General features: G+C 72.6%; 22 protein-coding genes and 1 tRNA gene. 16 read left to right on the top strand and 7 right to left on the bottom strand.

Going from position 1 to position 23,102, the window contains the following annotated elements:
* The first annotated feature begins 181 nt into the window (after positions 1 to 181).
* The 6 genes from topA to IEZ05_RS11390 all read left to right on the top strand — a co-directional run bounded on the left by topA (position 182) and on the right by IEZ05_RS11390 (position 10,223).
* Complete coding sequence (topA, locus tag IEZ05_RS11415) at positions 182 to 3,025, top strand: type I DNA topoisomerase (RefSeq protein ID WP_189229944.1); 2,844 nt, start codon at positions 182 to 184, stop codon at positions 3,023 to 3,025.
* A 153-nt stretch (positions 3,026 to 3,178) separates the two neighbouring features.
* Positions 3,179 to 6,499, top strand: a complete 3,321-nt coding sequence (gene tmk / locus IEZ05_RS11410) for a dTMP kinase (RefSeq protein ID WP_189229943.1) — start codon at positions 3,179 to 3,181, stop codon at positions 6,497 to 6,499.
* A 106-nt stretch (positions 6,500 to 6,605) separates the two neighbouring features.
* Positions 6,606 to 7,811: a DNA polymerase III subunit delta' gene (locus IEZ05_RS11405; protein ID WP_189229942.1), complete on the top strand. Its 1,206-nt coding sequence runs from the start codon at positions 6,606 to 6,608 to the stop codon at positions 7,809 to 7,811.
* 93 nt (positions 7,812 to 7,904) lie between these two features.
* Positions 7,905 to 9,512: an alpha/beta hydrolase gene (locus IEZ05_RS11400; RefSeq protein WP_189229941.1), complete on the top strand. Its 1,608-nt coding sequence runs from the start codon at positions 7,905 to 7,907 to the stop codon at positions 9,510 to 9,512.
* A 106-nt stretch (positions 9,513 to 9,618) separates the two neighbouring features.
* Positions 9,619 to 9,695 (top strand) — tRNA-Thr (locus IEZ05_RS11395).
* Between the two features lie 177 nt (positions 9,696 to 9,872).
* Positions 9,873 to 10,223, top strand: coding sequence for a hypothetical protein (locus IEZ05_RS11390; RefSeq protein WP_189229940.1), 351 nt, complete (start codon positions 9,873 to 9,875; stop codon positions 10,221 to 10,223).
* 7 nt (positions 10,224 to 10,230) lie between these two features.
* On the opposite strand, the gene IEZ05_RS11385 is transcribed toward IEZ05_RS11390, so the two are convergent.
* Together IEZ05_RS11385 and IEZ05_RS11380 are read right to left on the bottom strand one after the other, a co-directional pair.
* A complete protein-coding gene (locus IEZ05_RS11385; protein WP_189229939.1) occupies positions 10,231 to 11,913 on the bottom strand; it encodes a bifunctional 3'-5' exonuclease/DNA polymerase in 1,683 nt (560 codons plus the stop codon).
* A 184-nt stretch (positions 11,914 to 12,097) separates the two neighbouring features.
* Positions 12,098 to 12,862: a Clp protease N-terminal domain-containing protein gene (locus IEZ05_RS11380; protein WP_189229938.1), complete on the bottom strand. Its 765-nt coding sequence runs from the start codon at positions 12,860 to 12,862 to the stop codon at positions 12,098 to 12,100.
* A 271-nt stretch (positions 12,863 to 13,133) separates the two neighbouring features.
* Between IEZ05_RS11380 and IEZ05_RS11375 the strand changes: the two genes are divergently transcribed.
* Complete coding sequence (locus IEZ05_RS11375) at positions 13,134 to 14,267, top strand: DUF2786 domain-containing protein (RefSeq protein ID WP_189229937.1); 1,134 nt, start codon at positions 13,134 to 13,136, stop codon at positions 14,265 to 14,267.
* Between the two features lie 18 nt (positions 14,268 to 14,285).
* Here IEZ05_RS11375 and IEZ05_RS11370 read toward each other — a convergent pair whose 3' ends face one another.
* From IEZ05_RS11370 to rpmB, 4 genes are read right to left on the bottom strand one after another with little or no spacing between them, the layout of a single operon-like run.
* The gene (locus IEZ05_RS11370; protein ID WP_189229936.1) at positions 14,286 to 14,807 is read right to left on the bottom strand and encodes a DUF4232 domain-containing protein; all 522 of its coding nucleotides are present in this window, start codon (positions 14,805 to 14,807) and stop codon (positions 14,286 to 14,288) included.
* 26 nt (positions 14,808 to 14,833) lie between these two features.
* Positions 14,834 to 15,448 carry a hypothetical protein gene (locus IEZ05_RS11365; protein ID WP_308426923.1) on the bottom strand — a complete coding sequence of 205 codons (615 nt, stop codon included), beginning with the start codon at positions 15,446 to 15,448 and terminating at the stop codon, positions 14,834 to 14,836.
* Between the two features lie 54 nt (positions 15,449 to 15,502).
* Positions 15,503 to 15,808, bottom strand: a complete 306-nt coding sequence (gene rpsN / locus IEZ05_RS11360) for a 30S ribosomal protein S14 (protein WP_189229935.1) — start codon at positions 15,806 to 15,808, stop codon at positions 15,503 to 15,505.
* Complete coding sequence (rpmB, locus tag IEZ05_RS11355) at positions 15,808 to 16,044, bottom strand: 50S ribosomal protein L28 (RefSeq protein ID WP_189229934.1); 237 nt, start codon at positions 16,042 to 16,044, stop codon at positions 15,808 to 15,810. Before rpmB ends, rpsN begins: the two co-directional genes overlap by 1 nt.
* Positions 16,045 to 16,105: 61 nt before the next feature.
* Between rpmB and rpmG the strand changes: the two genes are divergently transcribed.
* The 5 genes from rpmG (at position 16,106) to IEZ05_RS11330 (ending at position 18,495) form a co-directional block, all read left to right on the top strand.
* Complete coding sequence (rpmG, locus tag IEZ05_RS11350; protein WP_044382365.1) at positions 16,106 to 16,270, top strand: 50S ribosomal protein L33; 165 nt, start codon at positions 16,106 to 16,108, stop codon at positions 16,268 to 16,270.
* 8 nt (positions 16,271 to 16,278) lie between these two features.
* The gene (locus IEZ05_RS11345) at positions 16,279 to 16,533 is read left to right on the top strand and encodes a type B 50S ribosomal protein L31 (protein ID WP_189229933.1); all 255 of its coding nucleotides are present in this window, start codon (positions 16,279 to 16,281) and stop codon (positions 16,531 to 16,533) included.
* On the top strand, positions 16,530 to 17,690 hold the full coding sequence (locus IEZ05_RS11340) for a CobW family GTP-binding protein (protein WP_189229932.1): 1,161 nt from the start codon (positions 16,530 to 16,532) through the stop codon (positions 17,688 to 17,690). The genes IEZ05_RS11345 and IEZ05_RS11340 overlap by 4 nt, the downstream gene beginning before the upstream one ends.
* 6 nt (positions 17,691 to 17,696) lie before the next feature.
* Complete coding sequence (gene rpsR / locus IEZ05_RS11335) at positions 17,697 to 17,930, top strand: 30S ribosomal protein S18 (RefSeq protein WP_189229931.1); 234 nt, start codon at positions 17,697 to 17,699, stop codon at positions 17,928 to 17,930.
* A gap of 295 nt (positions 17,931 to 18,225) precedes the next feature.
* Positions 18,226 to 18,495 (top strand): DUF397 domain-containing protein, encoded by a 270-nt coding sequence (locus tag IEZ05_RS11330; protein WP_077799099.1) that lies wholly within the window; start codon positions 18,226 to 18,228, stop codon positions 18,493 to 18,495.
* 32 nt (positions 18,496 to 18,527) lie between these two features.
* On the opposite strand, the gene IEZ05_RS11325 is transcribed toward IEZ05_RS11330, so the two are convergent.
* The gene (locus IEZ05_RS11325) at positions 18,528 to 19,007 is read right to left on the bottom strand and encodes an ATP-binding protein (protein WP_229869681.1); all 480 of its coding nucleotides are present in this window, start codon (positions 19,005 to 19,007) and stop codon (positions 18,528 to 18,530) included.
* Between the two features lie 377 nt (positions 19,008 to 19,384).
* Here IEZ05_RS11325 and IEZ05_RS11320 point away from each other — a divergent pair, with 377 nt between their 5' ends.
* The 4 genes from IEZ05_RS11320 (at position 19,385) to IEZ05_RS11305 (ending at position 23,065) form a co-directional block, all read left to right on the top strand.
* A complete protein-coding gene (locus tag IEZ05_RS11320) occupies positions 19,385 to 20,209 on the top strand; it encodes a helix-turn-helix domain-containing protein (protein ID WP_189230331.1) in 825 nt (274 codons plus the stop codon).
* Positions 20,210 to 20,303: 94 nt separating this feature from the next.
* Positions 20,304 to 21,764: an aldehyde dehydrogenase family protein gene (locus IEZ05_RS11315; protein ID WP_189229929.1), complete on the top strand. Its 1,461-nt coding sequence runs from the start codon at positions 20,304 to 20,306 to the stop codon at positions 21,762 to 21,764.
* Between the two features lie 103 nt (positions 21,765 to 21,867).
* The gene (locus IEZ05_RS11310; protein WP_189229928.1) at positions 21,868 to 22,413 is read left to right on the top strand and encodes a DinB family protein; all 546 of its coding nucleotides are present in this window, start codon (positions 21,868 to 21,870) and stop codon (positions 22,411 to 22,413) included.
* 10 nt (positions 22,414 to 22,423) lie between these two features.
* The gene (locus IEZ05_RS11305; RefSeq protein WP_189229927.1) at positions 22,424 to 23,065 is read left to right on the top strand and encodes a PadR family transcriptional regulator; all 642 of its coding nucleotides are present in this window, start codon (positions 22,424 to 22,426) and stop codon (positions 23,063 to 23,065) included.
* Positions 23,066 to 23,102: the final 37 nt, after the last annotated feature.

The raw sequence follows: 23,102 nt of genomic DNA, 5'->3' as shown, positions 1-23,102 counted from the left end.
GGCGGCAGGAACAGGGTTCGTCGGGTTACCGTTCGAGTGGCCGTTGCGGGCTTTTCCCGTTTGACACGGGGGCGGGAGGTACCGTCACACTCCGCAGCGTCACGACCGAAATGCAGCACGACCCGACCCCGGGAGCACTGCCTGGGTCAGGCCCCAGCGTCGACCGGAGAGAAGAGCGAAGTTGTCCCCGACCAGCGAGACCGCGAACGGCGGCCGCCGACTCGTCATCGTCGAGTCGCCTGCCAAGGCGAAGACGATCAAGGGCTATCTCGGCCCTGGCTACGTCGTCGAGGCGAGCGTCGGGCACATCCGCGACCTTCCCAGTGGCGCCGCGGAGGTGCCCGAGAAGTACACCGGTGAGGTCCGCCGCCTCGGTGTGGACGTCGAACACGACTTCCAGCCGATCTATGTGGTCAACGCTGACAAGAAGGCGCAGGTCAAGAAGCTCAAGGACCTGCTGAAGGACTCGGACGAGCTCTTCCTCGCCACCGATGAGGACCGCGAGGGCGAGGCCATCGCCTGGCACCTCCAGGAAGTCCTCAAGCCGAAGATCCCGGTCAAGCGCATGGTGTTCCACGAGATCACCAAGGACGCGATCCGGGCCGCCGTCGCCAACCCGCGCCAGCTCAACCAGAAGCTCGTCGACGCCCAGGAGACCCGCCGTATCCTCGACCGCCTCTACGGCTACGAGGTCTCGCCGGTCCTGTGGAAGAAGGTCATGCCGCGCCTGTCGGCCGGCCGTGTCCAGTCCGTCGCGACGCGGCTCGTGGTCGAGCGGGAACGCGAGCGCATCGCCTTCCGCACCGCCGAGTACTGGGACCTGACGGGCACCTTCGGCACCGGCCGGGCCGGCGACGCCTCCGACCCGTCGACGCTGGTCGCCCGGCTCCAGACCGTGGACGGCAGGCGGATCGCGCAGGGCCGCGACTTCGACTCCCTGGGACAGCTCAAGGGCGCGAACACCCTCCACCTCGACGAGGCGAACGCCCGCGCGCTCGCCGCCGCGCTGGAGAACACGCGCTTCGCCGTCCGCTCCGTCGAGTCCAAGCCGTACCGCCGCTCGCCGTACGCCCCGTTCCGTACGACGACGCTCCAGCAGGAGGCCTCGCGCAAGCTCGGCTTCGGTGCGAAGGCGACCATGCAGGTCGCCCAGAAGCTGTACGAGAACGGCTACATCACCTACATGCGTACGGACTCGACGACCCTGAGCGACACGGCGATCACCGCCGCGCGCGCCCAGGTCACGCAGCTGTACGGCGCCGACTACCTGCCGGCGCAGCCGCGGACGTACGCCGGCAAGGTCAAGAACGCGCAGGAGGCGCACGAGGCGATCCGTCCCTCCGGCGACCGCTTCCGCACGCCCGCCGAGACCGGACTGACCGGCGACCAGTTCAAGCTGTACGAACTGATCTGGAAGCGGACCGTCGCCTCCCAGATGAAGGACGCGACCGGCAACAGCGTCACCGTGAAGATCGGCGGCGCCGCCTCCGACGGCCGGGACGTCGAGTTCAGCGCGTCCGGCAAGACGATCACCTTCCACGGCTTCCTCAAGGCCTACGTCGAGGGCGCCGACGACCCGAACGCCGAGCTGGACGACCGCGAGCGCCGGCTGCCGCAGGTCGCCGAGGGCGACGCGCTGACCGCCGACGAGATCACGGTCGACGGCCACGCCACCAAGCCCCCGGCCCGCTACACCGAGGCGTCGCTGGTCAAGGAGCTGGAAGAGCGCGAGATCGGCCGCCCGTCGACGTACGCGTCGATCATCGGCACGATCCTGGACCGCGGCTACGTGTTCAAGAAGGGCACGGCCCTCGTCCCGTCCTTCCTGTCCTTCGCCGTGGTCAACCTGCTGGAGAAGCACTTCGGCCGGCTCGTCGACTACGACTTCACCGCCAAGATGGAGGACGACCTCGACGCCATCGCCCGCGGCGAGGCGCAGTCCGTGCCGTGGCTGAAGCGGTTCTACTTCGGCGAGGGCACGGGCGAGGGCGGCGCCGCCGACGCCGGCAACGGCGACGGGGACCACCTCGGCGGCCTCAAGGAACTGGTGACCGACCTCGGCGCGATCGACGCCCGCGAGGTCTCGTCCTTCCCCGTCGGCAACGGCATCGTGCTGCGCGTCGGGCGCTACGGCCCGTACGTCGAGCGCGGCGAGAAGGACACCGAGGAGCACCAGCGCGCCGACGTCCCCGACGACCTGGCGCCGGACGAGCTGAGCGTCGAGCTGGCGGAGGAACTGCTCGCCAAGCCGAGCGGCGACTTCGAGCTGGGCACCGACCCGGCCACCGGCCACACCATCGTCGCCAAGGACGGCCGCTACGGCCCCTACGTCACCGAGGTGCTCCCCGAGGGCACCCCGAAGACCGGCAAGAACGCCGTGAAGCCGCGGACGGCCTCGCTGTTCAAGTCGATGGCGCTGGACACGGTCACCCTGGACGACGCCCTGAAGCTGATGTCGCTGCCGCGGGTCGTCGGCGCCGACGCCGAGGGCGTCGAGATCACCGCGCAGAACGGCCGCTACGGTCCGTACCTGAAGAAGGGCACGGACTCGCGGTCGCTCACCTCCGAGGAGCAGCTCTTCACGATCACGCTCGAGGAGGCGCTGGCGATCTACGCCCAGCCCAAGCAGCGTGGCCGGGCGGCGGCCAAGCCGCCGCTGAAGGAACTGGGCACCGACCCGGTCAGCGAGAAGCCGGTCGTCGTCAAGGACGGCCGTTTCGGCCCGTACGTCACCGACGGCGAGACCAACGCGACCCTGCGCTCCGGCGACAGCGTCGAGGACATCACGCCGGAGCGCGGCTACGAGCTGCTCGCCGAGAAGCGCGCCAAGGGGCCCGCCAAGAAGACGGCGAAGAAGACCGCGGCCAAGAAGTCCACCGCCAAGAAGGCCCCGGCCAAGAAGGCGGCGGCGAAGAAGACCGCGGCCAAGACGACGGCCGCGAAGAGCACGGCCGCCAAGACGACGGCGAAGAAGACGACGAGGACGGCCACCAAGGCGGCCGCTTCCGAGTCTTCGGAGGACTGAGGGCCACAGAGAGGGGGACTGAGCCGGTCTCAGGCCCCCGCGGCACGCGCTGTCGTTCGCTGAGCGAACGCCCCGGCATCGATTCGGTGTCGGGGCGTGCGTACGTTCGGCCGGGTGCCACGGCCTGTCGGTGGCGCCCGATAGGCTGAACGCATGACGCGAGCCGAGCAGCCAACGGCCCCTCACCCCGCCTCGGACGACGCCCTGGTCGCGGACTCCCGCGAGCGCGCCGTCCGCGCCCTGCTGCGCCGACCGCAGTTGAGGCGGTTGTGGAGCGCACAGCTCGTGGGGGGTGTCGGCGACACCCTCGCCCTGCTGGTGCTCGTCCTCCTCGCCGTGCAGGCCGCCATAGGCGCGGGCTCGTTCGGCGGGGGCTACCGGGGCGTGGCGTTCGCAGTGGCGACCGTTTTCGGTGTCCGCGTCCTGGCGACGCTGCTCTTCGGCGCGGTCCTGCTCGGCCCGCTCACGTCGCTCACCTCGCAGGACGGTCCGCTCGACCGCCGCTGGACCATGGTGGGCGCGGACGGTCTGCGGGCGGTGCTGCTGATCGTGGCGCCGCTGTGGATCGACTGGACGCCGGACGACGCCCTCGCCGCCCTTCTGGTGACCGGCTTCGTCACCGGCGTCGCCGAGCGCTTCTGGACCGTGTGCCGGGAGAGCGCGGCCCCCGCGCTGCTGCCCGGCCCGCCCCCGGAAGGCGCGACGGTACGGCCGCTGCCGGACCACATGGACGCCCTGCGCCGCCTGTCGCTGCGCACCGGTTTCGTGGCGATCCCCCTCGCCGGCGTCGTGCTCGTCGTGGCGGGCCTGCTGAACAACCTGCTGGGCGCCGGCGTCGACTGGTTCGCCCAGCACCAGGCCGCACTCGGCTCGTACGTGGCGGCCGGGCTGTTCGCCGCCTCCCTGTCGCTGGTGACCTTCCTCGAGCTGCCCGGGGCCCGCACCCCGCGCGCCCGGTCGCCGCTGGAGGGCCTGCGCCGCCCGAAGACGGCCGCCGGCGTCGACAAGGGCCGCACCGGCGCCCTGCCGCTGCTGGTGTTCGCCTGCGCGGCCGTCGCCGCCGCCGTGTCCGCCGCGGTCGCCGTGGCGGTGCTGCACGCCAAGGACCTGGGCGGCGGCCCGGTGCTGTACGGGCTGATGGTGGGCGCGCTGACCGGCGGAGTGGTCGTCGGCATCCGCACGGCCCCCGCCCTGCTGCCCTCCCTGTCGCGCCGGCGGCTGCTGGCCCTGGCGATCGCCTTCGTCGGCGTCGTCCTGCTGGCCGCCGGTCTCGTCCCGGACGTCACCAGCGTGCTGCTGCTCCTCGCGCTGGCCGGCGTCGGCGCGGGCGTGGCCGCCAACACCGGGCACGCGCTGCTCGACCAGGAGACCGAGGACCAGCGCCGGACGCGGACGACCGAGCACCTGCACGCCGTCGTCCGGGTCTGCGTGGCGCTCGGCGCGGTGATCGCGCCCGTGGTGGCGGCGGCGATCGGGCCGCACCGGCTGGAGAACGGCAAGTTCGTCTTCGCGCACGGCGGTGCCGCGTTCGTGCTGATGCTGGTCGGCGCGCTGCTGCTGCCGGTGGCCGCGCTGGTGCTGGCGAAGGTCGACGACCGTTCCGGGGTGCCGCTGCGGCACGACCTGAAGGACGCGCTGCTCGGCGGCGACGACCCGGTGCCGACCCCCGCGGCGAACGGTTTCTTCATCGCCCTGGAGGGCGGCGACGGCGCCGGGAAGTCCACCCAGGCGGAGGCTCTCGCCGAGTGGATCCGGGGCAAGGGGCACGAGGTCGTGCTGACGCGCGAGCCGGGTGCGACGCCGGTGGGCAAGCGCCTGCGGTCGATCCTGCTGGACGTGTCGAGTGCCGGTCTGTCGCACCGCGCGGAGGCGCTGCTGTACGCCGCCGACCGCGCGGAGCACGTGGACACCGTGGTCCGGCCCGCGCTGGAGCGCGGCGCCGTGGTCATCTCCGACCGGTACATCGACTCCTCGGTCGCCTACCAGGGCGCCGGCCGCGACCTGTCGCCGACCGAGATCGCCCGGATCAACCGCTGGGCGACCAACGGTCTCGTCCCGCATCTGACGGTCCTGCTGGACGTGCCGCCGGAGACCGCGCGCGAGCGGTTCACCGAGGCACCGGACCGTCTGGAGTCGGAGCCCGCCGAATTCCACGCGCGCGTGCGGGCCGGTTTCCTGACGCTGGCCGCCGCCGACCCCGGCCGTTACCTCGTCGTGGACGCGGGCCAGGAGCCCGAGGCCGTCACCACCGTCGTACGGCACCGGCTCGACCAGGTGCTGCCGCTGTCCGAGGCCGAGATCAAGGCCCAGGAGGAGGCGCGCCGCAAGGCCGAGGAGGAGGCCCGGCGCAGGGCCGAGGAAGAGGCCGCGCGCAAGGCCGAGGAGGAGCGCCTGGAGCGTGAGCGCCTCGAGCAGCTGGAGCGGCTGCGCGCCGAGGAGGAGGAGCGCAAGCGGCGCGAGCTGGAGGAGGCGCAGCGGCGCGAGGCGGAGCGGCAGGCCGAGGAGGCCCGGCAGCGGGCCGAGGAAGCGCGCCGGAAGGCGGAGGAGGAGCGGGCCCGGCTCCTCGCGGAGGAGAAGGCCCGCGCCGAGGAGGAGGCCCGCCGCAGGGCCGAGGAGGAGCGGCGCCGCAAGCAGGCCGAGGAGGAGGAGCGGCTGCGCGCCGAGGCCGAGGCCCGGCGCCTGGAGAAGCAGCGCAAGGCCGAGGAGGCCCTGATGCGCGCCGAGGAGGCACGCCGGGCGGCGGAGCAGGCGGCGGCCGCGGCCGCGGCGGGCCCCGGGCCGGCGGCTCCGCCCGTGGCGGACGGTCCCCGGCGTACTGCGGCGGCCGCCGATCCCTCGGACGCGCTGACCGTTCCGACGCCCCTCGTGACGCCGACGAACGCCTCCGGCGGTCCGGTGGAGGACACGGCGGTACTGCGGCCGGTGCGGGACGCACGGGACGACGACCGGGGCGGCGAGCGCGGTGACGCCGAGGACCGGGCCCGGGACGGGCGCGGCGACGACGGCCGGGCGTCCGGCGTGTCCGAGTCCGAGGTGACGGCCGAGCTGCCCAAGCCGCCGGTGCCGTCCGGCGCGGCGGACGAGACGGCGGTGCTGCCGGCGGTGGAGCCCCGGGCCGCCGACGAGACGGCCGTCCTGCCGCCCGTGACACCGGGAGCCGCCGACGAGACCGCGGTGCTGCCCCCCGTGCGCGGGGACGACCCCGCCGACCGGGTCCCGCCGGGCTACTTCCGGGAGGAGGGACCGGCCGGTGCCGACCGGTCCCGGGAACCCCAGGACACCACGCGTGAGCTGCCCCGGATCGACCCCGACCAGGCGCCGCCCCGCAGGCGTCGCTCCGACTGGGCCGAGGAGACCCCGCTGGACGATCTGCCGACCCTGGCGGACGAACTGCTCGGCCCGCGGGACGACGACCGCGACGAGGGCCGCGACGGCGACGGGGGAGGCCGCGGGAAGGGCCGGGGGCGGCGCTGACCGGCGCCCGCCGAGCGGCCCGGCGCCCGTTGTCAGAGGCGGCCCCCACAATGGAGGGCGTGGCGCAGAGTGTGCGGCGGAGTGTGACGGAAGGACGGCGTGACCCATGACCGTGTGGGACGACCTCGTCGGGCAGGAGAAGGTGAGCGAGCAGCTCGCCGCCGCCGCCCGTGACGCCGACGCCTTCGTCACCGCGGCCGCGACCGACGGCCCCCTCCCCGAGGCGTCGAGCATGACGCACGCCTGGCTGTTCACCGGCCCGCCCGGTGCGGGGGTGACGCAGACGGCGCGGGCCTTCGCCGCCGCGTTGCAGTGCGTGAGCCCCGACCGCGCCCTCGGCGGCTCGCCGGGCTGCGGCTTCTGCGACGGGTGTCACACGGCGCTGATCGGCACCCACGCGGACGTCAGCACGGTGGTCGCCGTGGGCGCGGAGATCCGCGCCCAGGACATGCGGGACACCGTCCGCAAGTCGTTCACCTCACCCGCGAACGGCCGCTGGCAGGTCATTCTCGTCGAGGAGGCCGAGCGGCTGAACGAGAAGTCGGCCAACGCCGTCCTCAAGGCCGTCGAGGAGCCCGCCCCCCGCACGGTGTGGCTGCTGTGCGCCCCGTCCGTCGAGGACGTCCTGCCCACGATCCGCTCCCGCTGCCGCCACCTGAACCTGCGCACGCCCCCGGTCGAGGCCGTCGCCGACATGCTCGTACGCCGCGAGGGCATCGAGCCGGACGTCGCCGCCGCAGCCGCCCGGGCCACCCAGGGCCACGTCGACCGTGCCCGCCGCCTCGCGACGGATGCGACCGCCCGGGACCGCAGGGCGGCCGTGCTGAAGCTGCCGTTGCGGGTCGACGACGTCGGCAGCGCCCTGAAGGCGGCACAGGAACTGGTGGACGCGGCGGCGGCGGACGCCAAGGAACTCGCCGAGGAGATGGACGGCAAGGAGGCGGACGAGCTCAAGGCCGCCCTCGGTGCGGTCCAGGGCGGCCGGCTGCCGCGCGGCACGGCGGGGGTGATGAAGGATCTGGAGGAGAACCAGAAGCGCCGCAGAACGCGCACGCAGCGCAACAGCCTCGACCTCGCCCTGAGTGACCTCACCACCTTCTACCGGGACGTCCTGGCCCTCCAGCTCGGCTCCCGCGTGGCGATCGCCAACGCCGATGCCATGGACGTCCTGGAGCGCCTCGCCCGCGCCGGCTCGCCGGAGTCCACCCTCCGCCGTATCGAGGCGATCGCCGCCTGCGGGGAGGCCCTGGACCGCAATGTGCCGCCACTGCTCGCGGTCGAGGCCATGACGATGGCGCTCAGATCGGGCTGACGAAGTACACCGACGGTGGTTGACCGGGGACTCGTTCGGGGCACGGCGAGTACGTAGAGCATCCATGTCGTCGCGGAGAGTTACGCTCGCTGGATGGACACCAGGCGTACCCACCGCAGAACCCGTACCGGAATCACGCTGCTCGCCGCCGCGCTGCTCGCCACGGCCTGTTCGGCCGGGGGCGCGTCGACCTCGGCCGGTTCGCCGGCCGCGGATCGGGCGGCCGGAGCGACCGAGGCGGCGCAGCTGACCCTGGCCGCGCTGCCCGAGTCCACGCCGCCGTCCCTGGTCTCGTACTACGGGCAGAAGCTGAGCTGGCGCGACTGCGGCGTCCCCGGCTTCCAGTGCGCCACGATGAAGGCGCCGCTCGACTACGCGAAGCCGGCCGAGGGGGACGTACGCCTCGCCGTGGCGCGCAAGAAGGCCACCGGCCCCGGCAAGCGGCTCGGCTCCCTGCTGGTGAACCCGGGCGGGCCGGGCGGCTCCGCGATCGGCTACCTCCAGCAGTACGCGGGCATCGGCTACCCGGCACAGGTCCGCGCCCGGTACGACATGGTGGCGGTCGATCCCCGGGGCGTGGCCGGCAGCGAGCCCGTGAAGTGTCTCGACGGCCGGAAGATGGACGCGTACACGCAGACGGACGTCACCCCGGACGACGCGGGGGAGGCCGACCGGCTGGTCGACGCCTTCAAGGGGTTCGCCGAGGGCTGTGGAGCGGCCGCGCCGAAGCTGCTGCGCCACGTCTCGACCGTCGAGGCGGCCCGGGACATGGACATCCTGCGAGCGGTGCTGGGCGACGAGAAGCTGACGTACGTCGGAGCCTCGTACGGCACGTTCCTGGGGGCGACGTACGCCGGACTGTTCCCGAGCCGGACGGGACGCCTGGTCCTGGACGGCGCGATGGACCCGTCGCTGTCCGCGCGCCGCCTGAACCAGGAGCAGACGGAGGGCTTCGAGACGGCGTTCCGGTCCTTCGCGAAGGACTGCGTCCGGCAGTCGGACTGCCCGCTCGGCGGCAAGGGCGCCTCCCCCGACCAGGTCGGCAAGAACCTGAAGGCCTTCTTCGACGATCTGGACGCCAAGCCGATCCCCACCGGGGACGCCGACCGGCGCACGCTCACCGAGTCCCTGGCCACCACCGGGGTGATCGCGGCGATGTACGACGAGGGCGCCTGGCAGCACCTGCGCGAGGCGCTGGGCTCGGCGATGAAGCAGCGCGACGGCGCCGGCCTGCTGGTCCTGTCGGACAGCTACTACGAGCGCGGGACCGGCGGTGGGTACAGCAACCTGATGTCCGCGAACGCGGCGGTGAACTGCCTGGACCTCCCGGCGGCCTTCTCATCCCCGGACCAGGTGCGCGAGGCCCTCCCCGTCTTCGAGAAGGCGTCCCCCGTCTTCGGTGAGGGCCTGGCCTGGTCCTCGCTGAACTGTGCCTACTGGCCCGTGCACCCGACGGGCGAGCCGCACCGCATCGAGGCCGCGGGAGCGCCGCCGGTCGTCGTGGTCGGCACCACCCGCGACCCGGCGACCCCGTACCGCTGGGCCCGGGCCCTGGCCGGCCAGCTCTCCTCCGGCCACCTCCTCACCTACGAGGGCGACGGCCACACCGCCTACGGCCGCGGCAGCACCTGCATCGACTCGGCGATCAACACCTACCTCCTGCGGGGCACCCCGCCGGCGGACGGCACGCGCTGCTCGTGACCGCCCCGCCCGCCCCGGAACCCCACCTCCGGGGCGGGTGCGAAGCACCCCCGGAAACTGTGTAGACTTACCGACGTTGCTGATCGCACCATGGTGCGCACGGCGCGCCGCCTTAGCTCAGATGGCCAGAGCAACGCACTCGTAATGCGTAGGTCTCGGGTTCGAATCCCGAAGGCGGCTCCACTCGAAGCCCAGCCCAGACAGTGTCTGAGCTGGGTTTTTGCGTTCAGGGGACCGCGCGGCGGATTCACTCGTTCGGCGGATGCCGAGTAGCTCGAACGGCTCAGTGGCCCGATGCTTTATGCGTACGCCCGAGATTGGACGATCCGAGCGACCGACGAATTCTCCTCGGAGGTGCGTATGTCCACGCTCATCATGGAAGAGTCCCGGCCCATCGAAGCTTTCCACCCCGATGACGGCTCGTACACGGCGTATCCCACGACCACGGTGAACGTCATGATCAAGGGCCTTCAGATTCCGCCTCCGCCCGACGGCTGGGACGTGTGTGTCCACGTCGGCCTCGCCCGCCACGAGGCCGAGCACGCTGAGGTCGGCATCATTTCGGTGGCCAAGGTGGGCCTTGGGCCGAGTGTGACGTTCGACCCGTGGGAGACAGCGGCCTACGGACAGATCCTGGGGTTCACGGTGGGGGCCTACGCCCGCCACGGCGCCATGCGGGGCTGGTGGCTCTGGCAGCTGTGGAAGACCTGACACCTGCTCACTTGGCGTCCGCGTAGCACTCCACCACCGCCGTCGTGAACGGGAACCGCACCGGCGTCCGGCCGAAGGTGAGGCGGCCCGCCAGGTCGGCTGCCTCGCGGATCGCCGCGACGACGGCGTCGGCCTCCTGACGCGGACAGTGCACGATCACCTCGTCGTGCTGGAAGAACACCAGCTCGGCCGCCATGTCCGCGCAGGCCTGTCGCAGCGCGGCGAGCATCAGCAGGGCCCAGTCGGCGGCGCTGCCCTGGACGACGAAGTTGCGGGCGAAGCGGCCACGCGCGCGGGCGTTGGTGGAGGCGTAGCCCGGCACCCACTCCTCGGTGCCGGGGGCGTCCTGGGGGATGCCCGCCTCCTCGGCGGGGTCGTCGCCGCTCGTCCCGGCCGCCGGGGGGCAGGTGCGTCCCAGCCAGGTCCGCACGAGCCGGCCCTCCTCGCCCGCGCGGGCCGCGTCGTCGACGTACGCCACCGCCCTCGGGAAACGGCGTCTGAGCGCCGCGAGGTTCTTCAGGCCGTCGCCGGAGGTCTGGCCGTACACCGCGCCGAGCACGGCGATCTTGGCCTGGGCGCGGTCGCCGGAGAAGGCCCGGTCGGACACCGACTGGTAGAGGTCGGTCTCCCGGCCGGCCACCTCCATCAGCCCGGGGTCGCGGGAGATCGCGGCGAGGACGCGCGGCTCCATCTGGTCGGCGTCGGCGACGACGAGGCACCACCCCGGGTCGGCCACGGCGGCCCGCCGGATCACCTTGGGGATCTGCAGCGCGCCCCCGCCGTTGGTCACCCAGCGTCCGGTGACGGTGCCGCCGGCGAGGAACTCGGGGCGGAAGCGTCCGTCGCGCACCCAGTCCTGCAGCCAGGACCAGCCGTGGGCGACCCAGATCCGGTACAGCTTCTTGTACGCGAGCAGGGGCTTCACGGCCGGGTGGTCGACCGATTCCAGTTCCCAGCGGCGGGTCGAGCCGACCTTGATCCCGGCCCGGGCGAACGCCTTGACGACGTCGGCCGGCAGATCGGGCCGCACCCGGTGCCCGAACGCGGCGGACACCTCCTCCGCCAGCTCGGCCAGGCGGCGCGGCTCGCCCCCGCCCGCGTACCGCTCGCCGAGCAGGTCGTGGAGTACCTCGCGGTGCACGTCGGCCCGCCAGGGCAGTCCGGCGCGGTTCATCTCGGCGGCGACCAGCATCCCCGCCGACTCGGCCGCCGTCAGCAGCCGCAGCCGGTCGGGGTGCGCGGACCGGTCGTGGCGGCGCTGCTGCTCGGCGTAGACGGCGAGGAGGTCATCCAGGGGCAGGTGCACGCCCTGCGGTTCGAACAGCGGGGACTGCGCGCCCGGTTCGGCGGACCGCTGGGGCGGGTCGGGCGGCACGGGGCCGCCGCGCAGACGGGCGAGGGCGGCGGCTGCCGAGTGCGGCTGCCCGTACCTCCCCTCGTGGCCGAGCAGGAGGGTCTCGGCGGCCTCCATGTCGTAGCACCGCTCCACTCGCACCCCCGTGGCGAGCAGGCGCGGATAGATCTCCGCGGTCGAGCGCCACACCCACCGGGTGACGTCCGGCCGGCCGCGTACGGCTTCGGCGAGGTCGGGCTCCCACCGCACCGGTCCGGTGGGCAGCCCGTCGGGGCCGAGGGGGGCGACGTCCACGCCACCGTCCTCGGCCACGGCGAGCGCCCACCGGTCGGCCATGCCGCGAGTGTGACAGGAGGGTCTGACAACGGCCCGCGGACCGGGGGCGCGGACCGGGGGTGCGGACGGGGGCGTGGAGCGAAGGCGCGGTTCGGGCGTCGGCCCTGCTCAGGTGCCCCCGCCGTAGCTTCCCCTGCCCCAGACGCTCCCGCCTCGGACGCCTCCCGCCCCGGACGCCCCCGCCTCAGCGGTCCTCCGCCCCGGCAGCCCCCTGCCCCGACTCCTCGGCCGTCTTCAGGAACTGGGACAGCATCTCGGTGACGTACCGCTCGACCGCCTCCTTGCCGATGCCGAGGCCGCTCAGTACGCCCTTCCCGTGCTCGTGCTCCAGCAGGGCGAGCAGGATGTGCTCGGTGCCGATGTAGTTGTGGCCGAGGCGCAGGGCCTCGCGGAAGGTGAGTTCCAGGACCTTCTTGGCCGCCGGCCCGTAGGGCACCAGCTCCGGGACCTCGGCGGCGGCCGGCGGGAGCACCGCCACGGCTGCCTCGCGGACCGCGTCGAGGGGGACGCCCTGCTGGGTGATCGCCTTGGCGGCGAGGCCCTCGCGCTCGGTGAGCACGCCGAGGAGCAGGTGCTCGGGCAGGCCCTCGGCGGCGCCCGCGGCCACGGCCTCGTTGTGCGCGGCCATCACCGCGTTGCGCGCGCGGGGCGTGTAGCGGCTGAAGCCCTGGCTCGCGTCGAGGTCGGCCGACTCCTTGGGCACGAAGCGCTTCTGCGCCGCCTGCCGGGTGACGCCCATGCGCCGGCCGATGTCCGTCCAGGACGCGCCCGAACGCCGGGCCTGGTCCACGAAATGGCCGATGAGGTGGTCGGCCACCTCGCCGAGGTGCTCGCCCGCGATGACGGCGTCCTGGAGCTGTTCGAGCGGCTCCGCGTGCGCCTTCTTGATGGCGTTGATGAGTTCGTCGAGACGTACGGATGACGTGATGCTGCTCGGGTTCGTCGTCATGTGTCAACCGTAGGTTGCGCCCTCGGGACTGTCAACCGACGGTTGACAGTCCCGGGCCGTGGCGGAAAGCCCGGTGCCGGCCGCTTCGGCGAGGCCACCGCCCACCGCACCGCCGGCCCCGTGAACACGTCCCGGAGGCGACGCCGCCGCGTAGAGAGTCGTGTCCACCATGCGCGCCATGCTCGGCGCCTTGTGCCGCGGCAGCCGACCGCATTCCGCGGAGTGAGACACGCCGCGAGGCCGGATCCGGGGACCGTGGCACCATCACCGGGTGAGTACGTCCACCACCGTCGACCGCGCCTTCGAGGCCGCCCTGTACGACACCGCCGACACCGCCCTCGACACCGCGGCCTCGCTGCTCGCGGCCGATCCGTCGGCGGACGCCGAACTTGCCCGGCGCGGCGAGGAGTTCGTGACCACGGCCTGGCGGCGCGGCTGGCAGCCCGCCGACGTCGTACGGATCGTGCGGCGCGAGCTGGACGACGTGCACGTACGGCTGGTGGCCGGGCTGATCCGGGCCCAGGCGGCGCACGACCGCCCGCGCGGCCCCCGCTGGGCCGGGCAGCTCGAGGACCTGCCGGACCCGGCGGCGGCGCCCCGCACCGACCGCTTCTCGCACGCCACCGCCGTACTGGAGCTCTACCGCCTGCTGCTGCGCCTGCCCGTGCTGGAGCCGCTCGAGGCGGGGGCGCCGCGCCACGAGCCCCGGCCGGAGTCCCGCGCCCTCGCCCGCATCCGCGCGCTGCTCGCCAAGGCGGAGGCGACCGGCTATCCGCAGGAGGCGGAGGCGCTCAGCGCCAAGGCGCAGGAGCTGATGGCCCGGCACAGCGTCGACGAGGCGCTGCTGTCGGCGCACGCGCCCTCGCCCGACGCGCCGGGCGCCTGCCGGATCGGCGTGGAGCCGCCCTACGAGCAGGCCAAGGCGGTGCTGCTGGACGCGGTGGCCGACGCCAACCACTGCCGGGCCGTGTGGAACGAGGCGTTCGGTTTCTCCACCGTCGTCGGCTTCGAGACCGACCTGGAGGCGGTCGAACTCCTCTACACCTCCCTGCTGGTGCAGGCCGAGACGGCGATGACGAAGGCGGAGGCCGCCCAGCGCGCCGGCGGCCGCAAGCGGACCAAGACCTTCCGTCAGTCGTTCCTCGTGGCCTACGCCCATCGCGCGGGGACCCGCCTGCGGGCCGTCGCCGAGCGGACGGCCGCCGAGACCGGGGCGGCGGACGCCGACCTGCTCCCCGTGCTCGCCTCCCGCGAGGTCGCGGTCACCGACCGCCTGGAGCGAATGTTCCCGCAGACGACCACGACCCGGCTGCGGGGCGCCGACGACGCGGCGGGCTGGACGGAGGGCACCCGCGCGGCCGACCGGGCCCAGGTCGGCCGGCGGCGCCCGCTGCCCGGGCAGTAGACCCGGGCTCCCGCGCGGTCAGTCCCCGGCGCGCTGGAACGGGCTCACCGTGGTGTCCGGTGCACCGCCCTTCATCGCCACCTCGCCGTACGACCACGGGAAGCGGTGGGTGGCGGCGTCACCGGGCAGGGCGAACTCCGCGGACGACACGGCGAGGCCGTCGGTGCCGCCCCGTACATAGGTCAGCGTGAAGGTGGCCGTGCCGTCCGCGGCGAGGGTCAGTCGCTGCGCGGTGGCGGCCTCCTCCTCGGGGACCTCCGCCGAGGCGCCGTCGGCGGTGAGGGTGACGGCGGGGAAGCCGTCGAGCGTGCACGCCGGGCCGCGGTTGGCGAGGTTCACGGCGACGGTGCCCGTGTCCCCGGCGGCCGGAGCGGGGCTCGGCGCGATGTCCACGCCCATCTTCCCGATCCGGCAGGCGGCGGGGCCACGGTCGTCGGTACTGCTCTTGCCGGCGTCGCCGCCACCGCCGTCGCAGGCGGTGAGGAGGAGGGCCGCCGTGACGGCGGCCGTGGCGACGACGGTCGGCTTGGTGGTGCGCATGAGTGTCGTTCCTTCGTGCGTGCGGTTCAGGACCCCAGACCGGCCGTCGGCAGTCCGGGCGGCAGCGATCCGCCCTCGGACCTGGTGTACGTCTCCTCGCCCGGTGCGCCCTGCCACCTCACCTTCAGCGATGTCCCGTCGACCGACTCGACCGTCCCCTTCGTCCGGTCTTCGCTGCCGTCGGTGCACTTCAGGCGGATGGTGCGGGTGCCGGACTCCTCGCCCGCGGTGCCGCTGCACACGGACCCGCCCGTGGCGAAGAGGGCGGCCTTGTCACCGGTGACCATCAGGGCGACGGCGTGGCCGTCGGTGGTCGCCAGCCAGCTGCCCTCAAGTTCACCGGCGGCGGCGGACGGCGAGCCGCCGCCGGTACCGCCCGTGTCCGCGCTCGCCGAGGCGCCGGGCGCGGCCGAGGACGTGCCGTCCTCGGCCGGGTCGCCGTCGGAGTCACCGCCGTCGGTGCACGCGGTCAGGGCCAGCGCGCCCACCAGGGCGAGGGCCGCGGCGGTCGCCCGGACGGAGCGCCGCGCGCGCCCGCGGGCGCCAGCGGAGCCGTCCGTGCGGACCGCCGGGCACGCCACGTCCGCCGTAGTCGTCGCGTTCGCCGTACTCGCCGTGCTCTCCGCAGTCACCAGTGTCACCGCAAGCTCCAAGCTGTAGCCGGACGGCCGGGTGGGCCCCACGTCAGCCGCAAGCTACCAGGACGACTTGCGAACTCCCGGCAGATGTCCGGCGTGTGCCTGCTCACGCAGGTTCACCCGGGACAGGCCGAAGACGCGGAAGTAGCCGCGCGGGCGCCCGTCGACCTGGTCGCGGTTGCGCACCCGCGTGGGGCTCGCGTCCCGCGGCTGACCGCGCAACTCCTGCTGTGCGGCGAGCCGTTCGGCATCGGTGGACGACGGCCTGCGGATGATCTGCTTCAGTTCGGCCCGCCGTGCGGCGTACCGCGCGACGGTCTTCTGCCGTTGCTCGTTCTTCGCGATCTTGCTCTTCTTCGCCATCAGATCCGCACCCCTCGCGCGCGGATGCGCGCCACGGCCGCCTCGACGCCGATGGCGTCGATCGTCTTGATCGCCCTGGTGCTCAGTCGCAGCCGTACGTGCCGGCCCTCGCTCGGCAGCCAGTAGCGCCTGGTCTGGATGTTGAGGTCGAAGCGGCGCGAAGTCCGCCGGTGGGAGTGGGAGATGCGGTTGCCGAAACCGGGCTGTGCGCCGGTGAGCATGCAGTGCGCGGACATGGTGACGTACCTCTCGTCAGGTCCAGGTGTTAATGGAATTCATTTTCAGTAAGGTACCAGCATGGCACGCAACGAACTCCGCCCGGTCATCAAACTCCGGTCCACCGCCGGGACCGGCTTCACCTACGTGACCCGCAAGAACCGCCGCAACGACCCGGACCGCCTGACGCTGCGCAAGTACGACCCGGTCGCCGGCCGCCACGTCGACTTCCGAGAGGAGCGCTGACCGCCGCCATGCGCAAGGGAATCCACCCCGAGTACCGCCCGGTCGTCTTCCGCGACCGCGCCGCGAACCACGCCTTCCTCACCCGGTCCACGATGACCAGTGACCGGACGGTCGAGTGGGAGGACGGCCGCACCTACCCGGTCGTCGACGTCGAGACCTCGAACGTCAGCCATCCCTTCTACACCGGCACCGCCCGCGTCCTGGACACCGCCGGACGCGTGGAGCGCTTCGAGCGCCGGTACGGGAAGCGGGGCGGGGCATGAGCCCGTCGACGGCCCTGCCGGTGGTGATCGTCGGCGGGCTGCACGCCGACGCCCGCCGGGCGGCCGTGGCGCGGCTGCTGGCCGACGTGCCCGGCAGCGTGGTCCTCCACCACGACCTGGCGACGGCCGCCGCGGGCACGGTCGTCCGCACCGTCCGGGACGCCACCGGCGTCCTGTCCACCGGCGAGGCGCCCCTGGTCAACGACTGCGCCTGCTGCGCCCTGCGCGAGGACCTCGTCCCCGAGCTGGCACGGCTGGCGGACGCCGGCGGCACCCCGCTCGCCGTGGTCGAGCTGTGGGACTCGGTCGAGCCCCGGGCGATGGCCGAGGTGGTCACGGCCGGCGGCTTCACCGTCACCGGCGTCATCACGGCCGTCGACCCGGCACTGGTGCTGCCGTACCTCGGCAACGGCGACGACCTCGCGGAGGGCGGCCTCGCCGCCGCGGCCACCGATCAGCGCACCGTCGCCGACACCTTCGCACGCCAGCTGGAGTACGCCCCCGTCCTCGCCGTCGCCGACTCCCCGGAGGCCGACGACGAGGACCGGGAGCTGCTGTCCCAGCTGCACCCGACAGCCCGCCGGGTCCCGATCGGCCACGGTGACCCGGCGGGCGCGCCCTCCGCCCTGGCGCGGGCGGCGTTCGCCGGCTTCGACGTGGAGGCCGCGGCGGCCGCCCAGCACCCGGCCTGCGCGCTCCTGCCCGCGGAGGCCGACGCGCACGGTGTGGCCACCTTCGTCTGGCGCCGGCACCGCCCCTTCCACCCGGAACGGCTGTACCAGGCGCTGGAGGACCTGACCTGCGCCGCCGCCCGCAGCCGGGGCCGGTTCTGGCTGGCCGACAAGGCCGACGCGCTGCTGCACTGGGACGCCGCGGGCGGGGCCCTGTGCGTGGAGAGCGCGGGGCCGTGGCTGGCGTCGCTTCCCGACGCTGCCTGGGACCTGGTCCCGCCGGTGCGCCGCGCCGCCGCCGCGCTGGACTGGCACCCCGAGCACGGCGACCGCTGCCAGCACCTGGTCTTCACGTCGCCGGGGCTCGACCGCGACGGACTCGAACGGCTCCTGGAGTCCTGCCTGCTGACCGACGCCGAGTACGCCGCCGGGCGCGCCGCCTGGCAGCGGTTGCCGCCCGCCTTCGACACCCTCCTGGAGGTCTGACCGCCCATGCCCCGCACGAGTGACCGCAAGCCCGCCAAGCACCGGCCCAATCCGCTGGACCGGGACGGGGTGACGTACGTCGACTACAAGGACACCGAGCTGCTGCGGAAGTTCCTCTCCGACCGCGGCAAGATCCGCAGCCGCCGCGTCACCCGTGTGACGTCCCAGCAGCAGCGGCAGCTCGCCAGGGCGATCAAGAACGCGCGGGAGATGGCGCTGCTGCCGTACGCGGGCCGCTGACCGGCGGCGGCTTCGCCGAGGCACCGGCGTCGCCGGGGTCCGCTCCGCCGGGCGGGCCCCGGCGTCGCCGCATGTTCTCCTGATCCCCGGGCAGACGCGGGAACGACTTCCTCGGAGTGGGCGTCAAAGAGGGCAAGGGCTTTCGGCGGAGCGGTCGTCGACGCTGTAACCGGAGGAACACCGCGCGTGCACGTGCATTTGCTCATGCATCTGCACGTGGACGGGGTTATGATCCGGACCAGTTGACCGCTGCATCAATGGCCACACCAGCCAGTGCACCACCGGGGAGCGACCTGTGGACCACGACGTGTACGACGTTGACGACGCGTCCGGCGTGTACAACGGCATGGCCGCCACGCAGCTGCACGACGTGGCCTGGCAGAAGAGCCGGCACAGCAACTCGCAAGGGTCCTGCGTGGAGTTCGCGCGGCTGCCCGACGGCGGTGTCGCCGTGCGCAACTCCCGTTTCCCCGACGGTCCCGCGCTCGTCTATACGCGCGCCGAGATCGAGGCCATGCTGCTGGGCGTCAAGGACGGGGAGTTCGACCACCTGATCGCGAGCTGACCGCGAGCCGGCCGCCTGCTGAGCGCGAACGGTCAGTCGGTGGTCCGCTGAAGCCGGAACAGCGCCCACACGACCTTGCCCCCGAGCGTCCCGGCGAGCGGGTGCCAGCCCCAGCTGTCGCTGAAGGAGTCGACGAGGAACAGGCCGCGGCCCGACTCCGCCGAGAAGTCGTCGGTGTCCCGGGCGACCGGGCTGTCGTGGCTGGGATCGCGCACCGCGCACACCAGTCGCTCGGTCCAGCGCATCAGGTGCAGCCGTACCGGGCCGTTCTGGTCGGCCAGTCGCGGGGCGTCGGCCGGCAGCGCGTGCCGCAGGGCGTTGGTGACGAGCTCGGACACGACGAGGCAGACGTCGTCGAAACGGTCGCCCATCTCCCAGCCGTCGAGCGTTCTGCGGGTGAACCGGCGGGCTTCGCGCACCGCCTCGTAACGGGGCGGCAGGGCGCAGGAGGCGGCGTTGGAGACGGCTGCGGGGTCGAGTGGCGGAAGGCCCTGCCGTAACGGCTCGAGCATGGTCGATCCATTCGTCCCCATGCGAGGCACTCCCGGGAATTCGCGGTCGTAGCGATGCGGCGCGGTGGTGCGGGACCATGGTTTCGGATGCGTACCGCAGATGCAAGGGCAGATGCACGTGCACGTGACCGAAATGGACCTGCCCGTACCGCTTGTTGGGCAATTTTTCCGTCGTCTTCGCGCCGTCTTCACCTCACATCACGAACGGGCGGCGTCAACTCCCGGTCCGCTCCTGCGCGTTCTCTTTGGCTCGATTCCGTTTCCGTAACCGGGCGAGTACTGCTCGGAGTGTTTTAGTGGCAGACTTCGGCCCCTGAAGACGGTTGGGGAGGCTGGCGAACGTGAGCGCGGGAGAGCCCGGATCGGTGGTGCGGCGCATGCTGCTCGGATCACAACTCAGGCGACTGCGTGAGACGCGGGGGATCACGCGCGAGGCGGCGGGCTACTCGATCCGCGCCTCGGAATCGAAGATCAGCCGGATGGAGCTGGGCCGGGTGAGCTTCAAGACGAGGGACGTCGAGGACCTGCTGACGCTGTACGGCATCACGGACGAGCAGGAGCGCGCCTCCCTGCTCTCCCTGGCCAAGGAGGCCAACGTCGCGGGGTGGTGGCACAGTTACTCCGACGTGCTGCCCAGCTGGTTCCCCACCTATGTGGGCCTCGAGGGTGCCGCCTCGCTGATCCGCGTGTACGAGGTGCAGTTCGTCCACGGCCTGCTGCAGACCGAGGAGTACGCCCGCGCGGTCGTCCGGCGCGGCATGAAGGGCGCGAGCGAGGCGGACGTCGAGCGGCGGGTGGCACTGCGCCTGGAGCGGCAGAAACACCTCGTCGCCGAGAACGCCCCCGAGTTCCACATCGTCCTGGACGAGGCCGCGCTGCGCCGTCCGTACGGCGACCGCACGGTGATGCGCGGGCAGTTCCAGCACCTGATCGACATGTCGGAACGCCCCAATGTGCGGCTTCAGGTCATGCCGTTCGGCTTCGGCGGGCACTCGGGCGAAAGTGGCGCGTTCACGCTCCTCAGCTTCCCCGAGTCGGACCTCTCGGACGTCGTGTACCTGGAGCAGCTCACCAGCGCCCTGTACCTGGACAAGCGCGAGGACGTCACCCAGTACGAGACGGCGCTCAAGGAGCTCCAGCAGGACAGCCCCGGGCCGGACGAGAGCCGCGACCTTCTGCGGGGGCTTCTCCAACTCTCCTAGGACTTCTCCAACTCGCCTGAAACATAAGTACGATGACGCTCGATCAGGCGGCTCGCTCGCGGCAGCTGCGGCAGCTAGGGGATTGAGGGTTCACATGTCGTCGTACTTCACCGACCTCGCCCAGCAGTACATCGACGGCGAGTGGCGTCCGGGCACCGGGTCCTGGGACATCATCGACTTCAACCCGTACGACGACGAGAAGCTGGCCTCGATCACGATAGCCACCGTCGACGAGGTCGACACCGCCTACCGGGCGGCCGAGCGTGCGCAGAAGCAGTGGGCGGCGACGAACCCGTACGCGCGCCGCGCGGTGTTCGAGAAGGCGCTGCGCCTGGTGGAGGAGCGCGAGGCGGAGATCAGCGAGGCGATCATCGCCGAGCTGGGCGGTACACGCCTGAAGGCCGCCTTCGAGCTGCACCTCGCCAAGGAGTTCCTGCGCGAGGCCGTCCACCTGGCGCTGCGCCCCGAGGGCCGGATCATCCCCTCGCCGGTCGACGGCAAGGAGAACCGCGTCTACCGGGTGCCGGTCGGCGTCGTGGGCGTCATCAGCCCCTTCAACTTCCCCTTCCTGCTCTCCCTGAAGTCGGTCGCCCCGGCCCTCGCCCTCGGCAACGGCGTCGTCCTCAAGCCGCACCAGAACACGCCGATCGTCGGCGGCACCCTGGTCGCGAAGCTCTTCGAGGACGCCGGCCTGCCGGGTGGTCTGCTCAACGTCGTGGTCACCGACATCGCGGAGATCGGCGACGCCTTCCTGGAGCACCCGGTCCCGAAGGTCATCTCCTTCACCGGCTCGGACAAGGTGGGCCGCCACGTGGCCACCGTCTGCGCCGCGAACTTCAAGCGCTCGGTGCTCGAACTGGGCGGCAACAGCGCCCTGGTGGTCCTCGACGACGCCGACATCGACTACGCGGTCGACGCCGCCGTCTTCAGCCGCTTCGTCCACCAGGGCCAGGTCTGCATGGCCGCCAACCGGGTGCTGGTCGACCGCGCGGTCGCCGACGAGTTCACCGAGAAGTTCGTCGCCAAGGTCAAGACCCTCAAGGCCGGTGACCCGCGCGACCCGTCGACCGTCATCGGCCCGGTGATCAACTCCTCGCAGGCGGACGCCGTCTCCGGAGTCGTCGAGCAGGCACTCGCCGAGGGCGCGACCGCCCTGGTGCGCGGCACGGTCACCGACAACCTCGTCACGCCGTCGGTCCTGACCGACGTCCCGGCCGGCTCCGCGCTGCTCCGGCAGGAGGTCTTCGGCCCCGTCGCCTTCCTCGTGCCCTTCGACGGCGAGGAGGAGGCCGTACGCCTGGTCAACGACACCCCCTACGGCCTGAGCGGCGCCGTGCACACGGCGGACGTCGAGCGGGGCGTCGCGTTCGCCAAGCGGATCGACACCGGCATGTTCCACGTGAACGACGGCACCGTGCACGACGAGCCGATCGTGCCCTTCGGCGGCGAGAAGCACTCCGGCATCGGCCGGCTCAACGGCGACACGATGCTGGACGCCTTCACCACGCAGAAGTGGATCTCGGTACAGCACGGCCGGAGCGGCTTCCCGTTCTAGTTCCTTTCTCGCCACGGGCCCTTGCGGACAGAGGCTGACCGCAAGGGCCCGTAGCTTCGTCGGTACCGGGAAAGCCCCCGACAGCGACGAAAGGCGGCCGGTCATGGTCACGCACGTGCGAGCCGAAGCGCAGGGCGACGAGCGCGGGGCGCTGCTGTCCTTCCTCGCCGAGCAGCGCGGCGGCATCCGCCGCTCGGTGCTGGGCCTGACCGAGGAGCAGGCGAACAGCCGTCCCAGCGCCAGTGAGCTGTCTCTGGCGGGTCTGCTGAAGCACGTCGCCGAGACGGAGCAGGGCTGGATCGCCCGCGCGCGGCAGGAGCCGCCGGCCGTCAGACGGGACGAGTCGAACTGGCACGAGTGCTTCCGGCTGACCGGCGACGAGACCGTCGCCTCGCAGCTCGCGTACTACGGGAAGGTCGCCGCGGAGACCGAGGCGTTCCTCCGCGACGTGCCCAGCCTCGACGACACCTTTCCGCTGCCGGACGCTCCCTGGTTCCCGCCGGACGAGCGGGTCTCGATGCGCTGGCTGTGCCTGCACCTGATCCGTGAGACCGCCCGGCACGCGGGGCACGCCGACATCATCCGGGAGTCGCTGGACGGCGCCTCCGCCTGGGACCTGGTGGCGAAGGAACAGGGCGCTCCCGCCTAACCTGGACCGCATGTCAGTGATCCGTCTCCTCGTGCTCGGCGCGGTGCGTCAGCACGGGCGGGCCCATGGCTACCAGGTGCGCAACGACCTGGAGTACTGGGGCGCGCACGAGTGGTCCAACGCCAAGCCCGGATCGATCTACCACGCGCTCAAGCAGATGGCCAAGCAGGGACTGCTGCACGCCCACGAGGTCGCCCCGTCGACCGCGGGCGGCCCGCCGCGCACCGAGTACGAGATCACCGAGAAGGGCACCGAGGAGTACTTCGCCCTGCTGCGGGAGTCCCTCACCGCCTACGACCAGAAACCGGACGTGCTCTCCGCCGGACTCGGCTTCATGGTCGACCTCGGCCGCGAGGAGGTGCTGGCCCTCCTGGAGGAGCGGATCCGGGCCATCGGGGAGTGGCGCGAGTCCGTCACCACGTACTACACGCCCGAGGACGGCCCCGGACAGCTCGGTCACATCGGCGAGATCATGAACCTCTGGGTGCACTCCGCCGACACGGGCGCCGAGTGGACCCGCGCGCTGGTGGAGCGCATCCGCGAGGGCGCGTACACCTTCGCCGGGGAGGGCGAGCCGTTCGTCGGCATCCTGGCGGAGGGCGAGGAGAACCCGTACGCGACGGGGGAGCGGCACCCCCGGGATGCCCACTGATCAAGTTTGACCAAACGCCTGGGTGGGGATACCTTCG

This window comes from Streptomyces flaveolus, from assembly GCF_014648815.1.
GTDB classification, from domain to species: Bacteria; Actinomycetota; Actinomycetes; order Streptomycetales; family Streptomycetaceae; genus Streptomyces; species Streptomyces flaveolus.
The sequence above is the reverse complement of the archived record's forward strand: the minus strand, read 5'-3'. Positions and strand labels throughout refer to the sequence as shown.

Excerpts from the sequence above, each read along its gene's own strand:
- tmk (WP_189229943.1), top strand. The coding sequence starts at position 3,179 with ATGACGCGAGCCGAGCAGCCAACGGCCCCTCACCCCGCCTCGGACGAC.
- IEZ05_RS11405 (WP_189229942.1), top strand. The coding sequence starts at position 6,606 with ATGACCGTGTGGGACGACCTCGTCGGGCAGGAGAAGGTGAGCGAGCAG.
- IEZ05_RS11400 (WP_189229941.1), top strand. The coding sequence starts at position 7,905 with ATGGACACCAGGCGTACCCACCGCAGAACCCGTACCGGAATCACGCTG.
- IEZ05_RS11390 (WP_189229940.1), top strand. The coding sequence starts at position 9,873 with ATGTCCACGCTCATCATGGAAGAGTCCCGGCCCATCGAAGCTTTCCAC.
- IEZ05_RS11385 (WP_189229939.1), bottom strand. The coding sequence starts at position 11,913 with ATGGCCGACCGGTGGGCGCTCGCCGTGGCCGAGGACGGTGGCGTGGAC.
- IEZ05_RS11380 (WP_189229938.1), bottom strand. The coding sequence starts at position 12,862 with ATGACGACGAACCCGAGCAGCATCACGTCATCCGTACGTCTCGACGAA.
- IEZ05_RS11370 (WP_189229936.1), bottom strand. The coding sequence starts at position 14,807 with ATGCGCACCACCAAGCCGACCGTCGTCGCCACGGCCGCCGTCACGGCG.
- rpsN (WP_189229935.1), bottom strand. The coding sequence starts at position 15,808 with ATGGCGAAGAAGAGCAAGATCGCGAAGAACGAGCAACGGCAGAAGACC.
- rpmB (WP_189229934.1), bottom strand. The coding sequence starts at position 16,044 with ATGTCCGCGCACTGCATGCTCACCGGCGCACAGCCCGGTTTCGGCAAC.
- rpmG (WP_044382365.1), top strand. The coding sequence starts at position 16,106 with ATGGCACGCAACGAACTCCGCCCGGTCATCAAACTCCGGTCCACCGCC.
- IEZ05_RS11345 (WP_189229933.1), top strand. The coding sequence starts at position 16,279 with ATGCGCAAGGGAATCCACCCCGAGTACCGCCCGGTCGTCTTCCGCGAC.
- IEZ05_RS11340 (WP_189229932.1), top strand. The coding sequence starts at position 16,530 with ATGAGCCCGTCGACGGCCCTGCCGGTGGTGATCGTCGGCGGGCTGCAC.
- rpsR (WP_189229931.1), top strand. The coding sequence starts at position 17,697 with ATGCCCCGCACGAGTGACCGCAAGCCCGCCAAGCACCGGCCCAATCCG.
- IEZ05_RS11325 (WP_229869681.1), bottom strand. The coding sequence starts at position 19,007 with ATGCTCGAGCCGTTACGGCAGGGCCTTCCGCCACTCGACCCCGCAGCC.
- IEZ05_RS11320 (WP_189230331.1), top strand. The coding sequence starts at position 19,385 with ATGCTGCTCGGATCACAACTCAGGCGACTGCGTGAGACGCGGGGGATC.
- IEZ05_RS11315 (WP_189229929.1), top strand. The coding sequence starts at position 20,304 with ATGTCGTCGTACTTCACCGACCTCGCCCAGCAGTACATCGACGGCGAG.
- IEZ05_RS11310 (WP_189229928.1), top strand. The coding sequence starts at position 21,868 with ATGGTCACGCACGTGCGAGCCGAAGCGCAGGGCGACGAGCGCGGGGCG.
- IEZ05_RS11305 (WP_189229927.1), top strand. The coding sequence starts at position 22,424 with ATGTCAGTGATCCGTCTCCTCGTGCTCGGCGCGGTGCGTCAGCACGGG.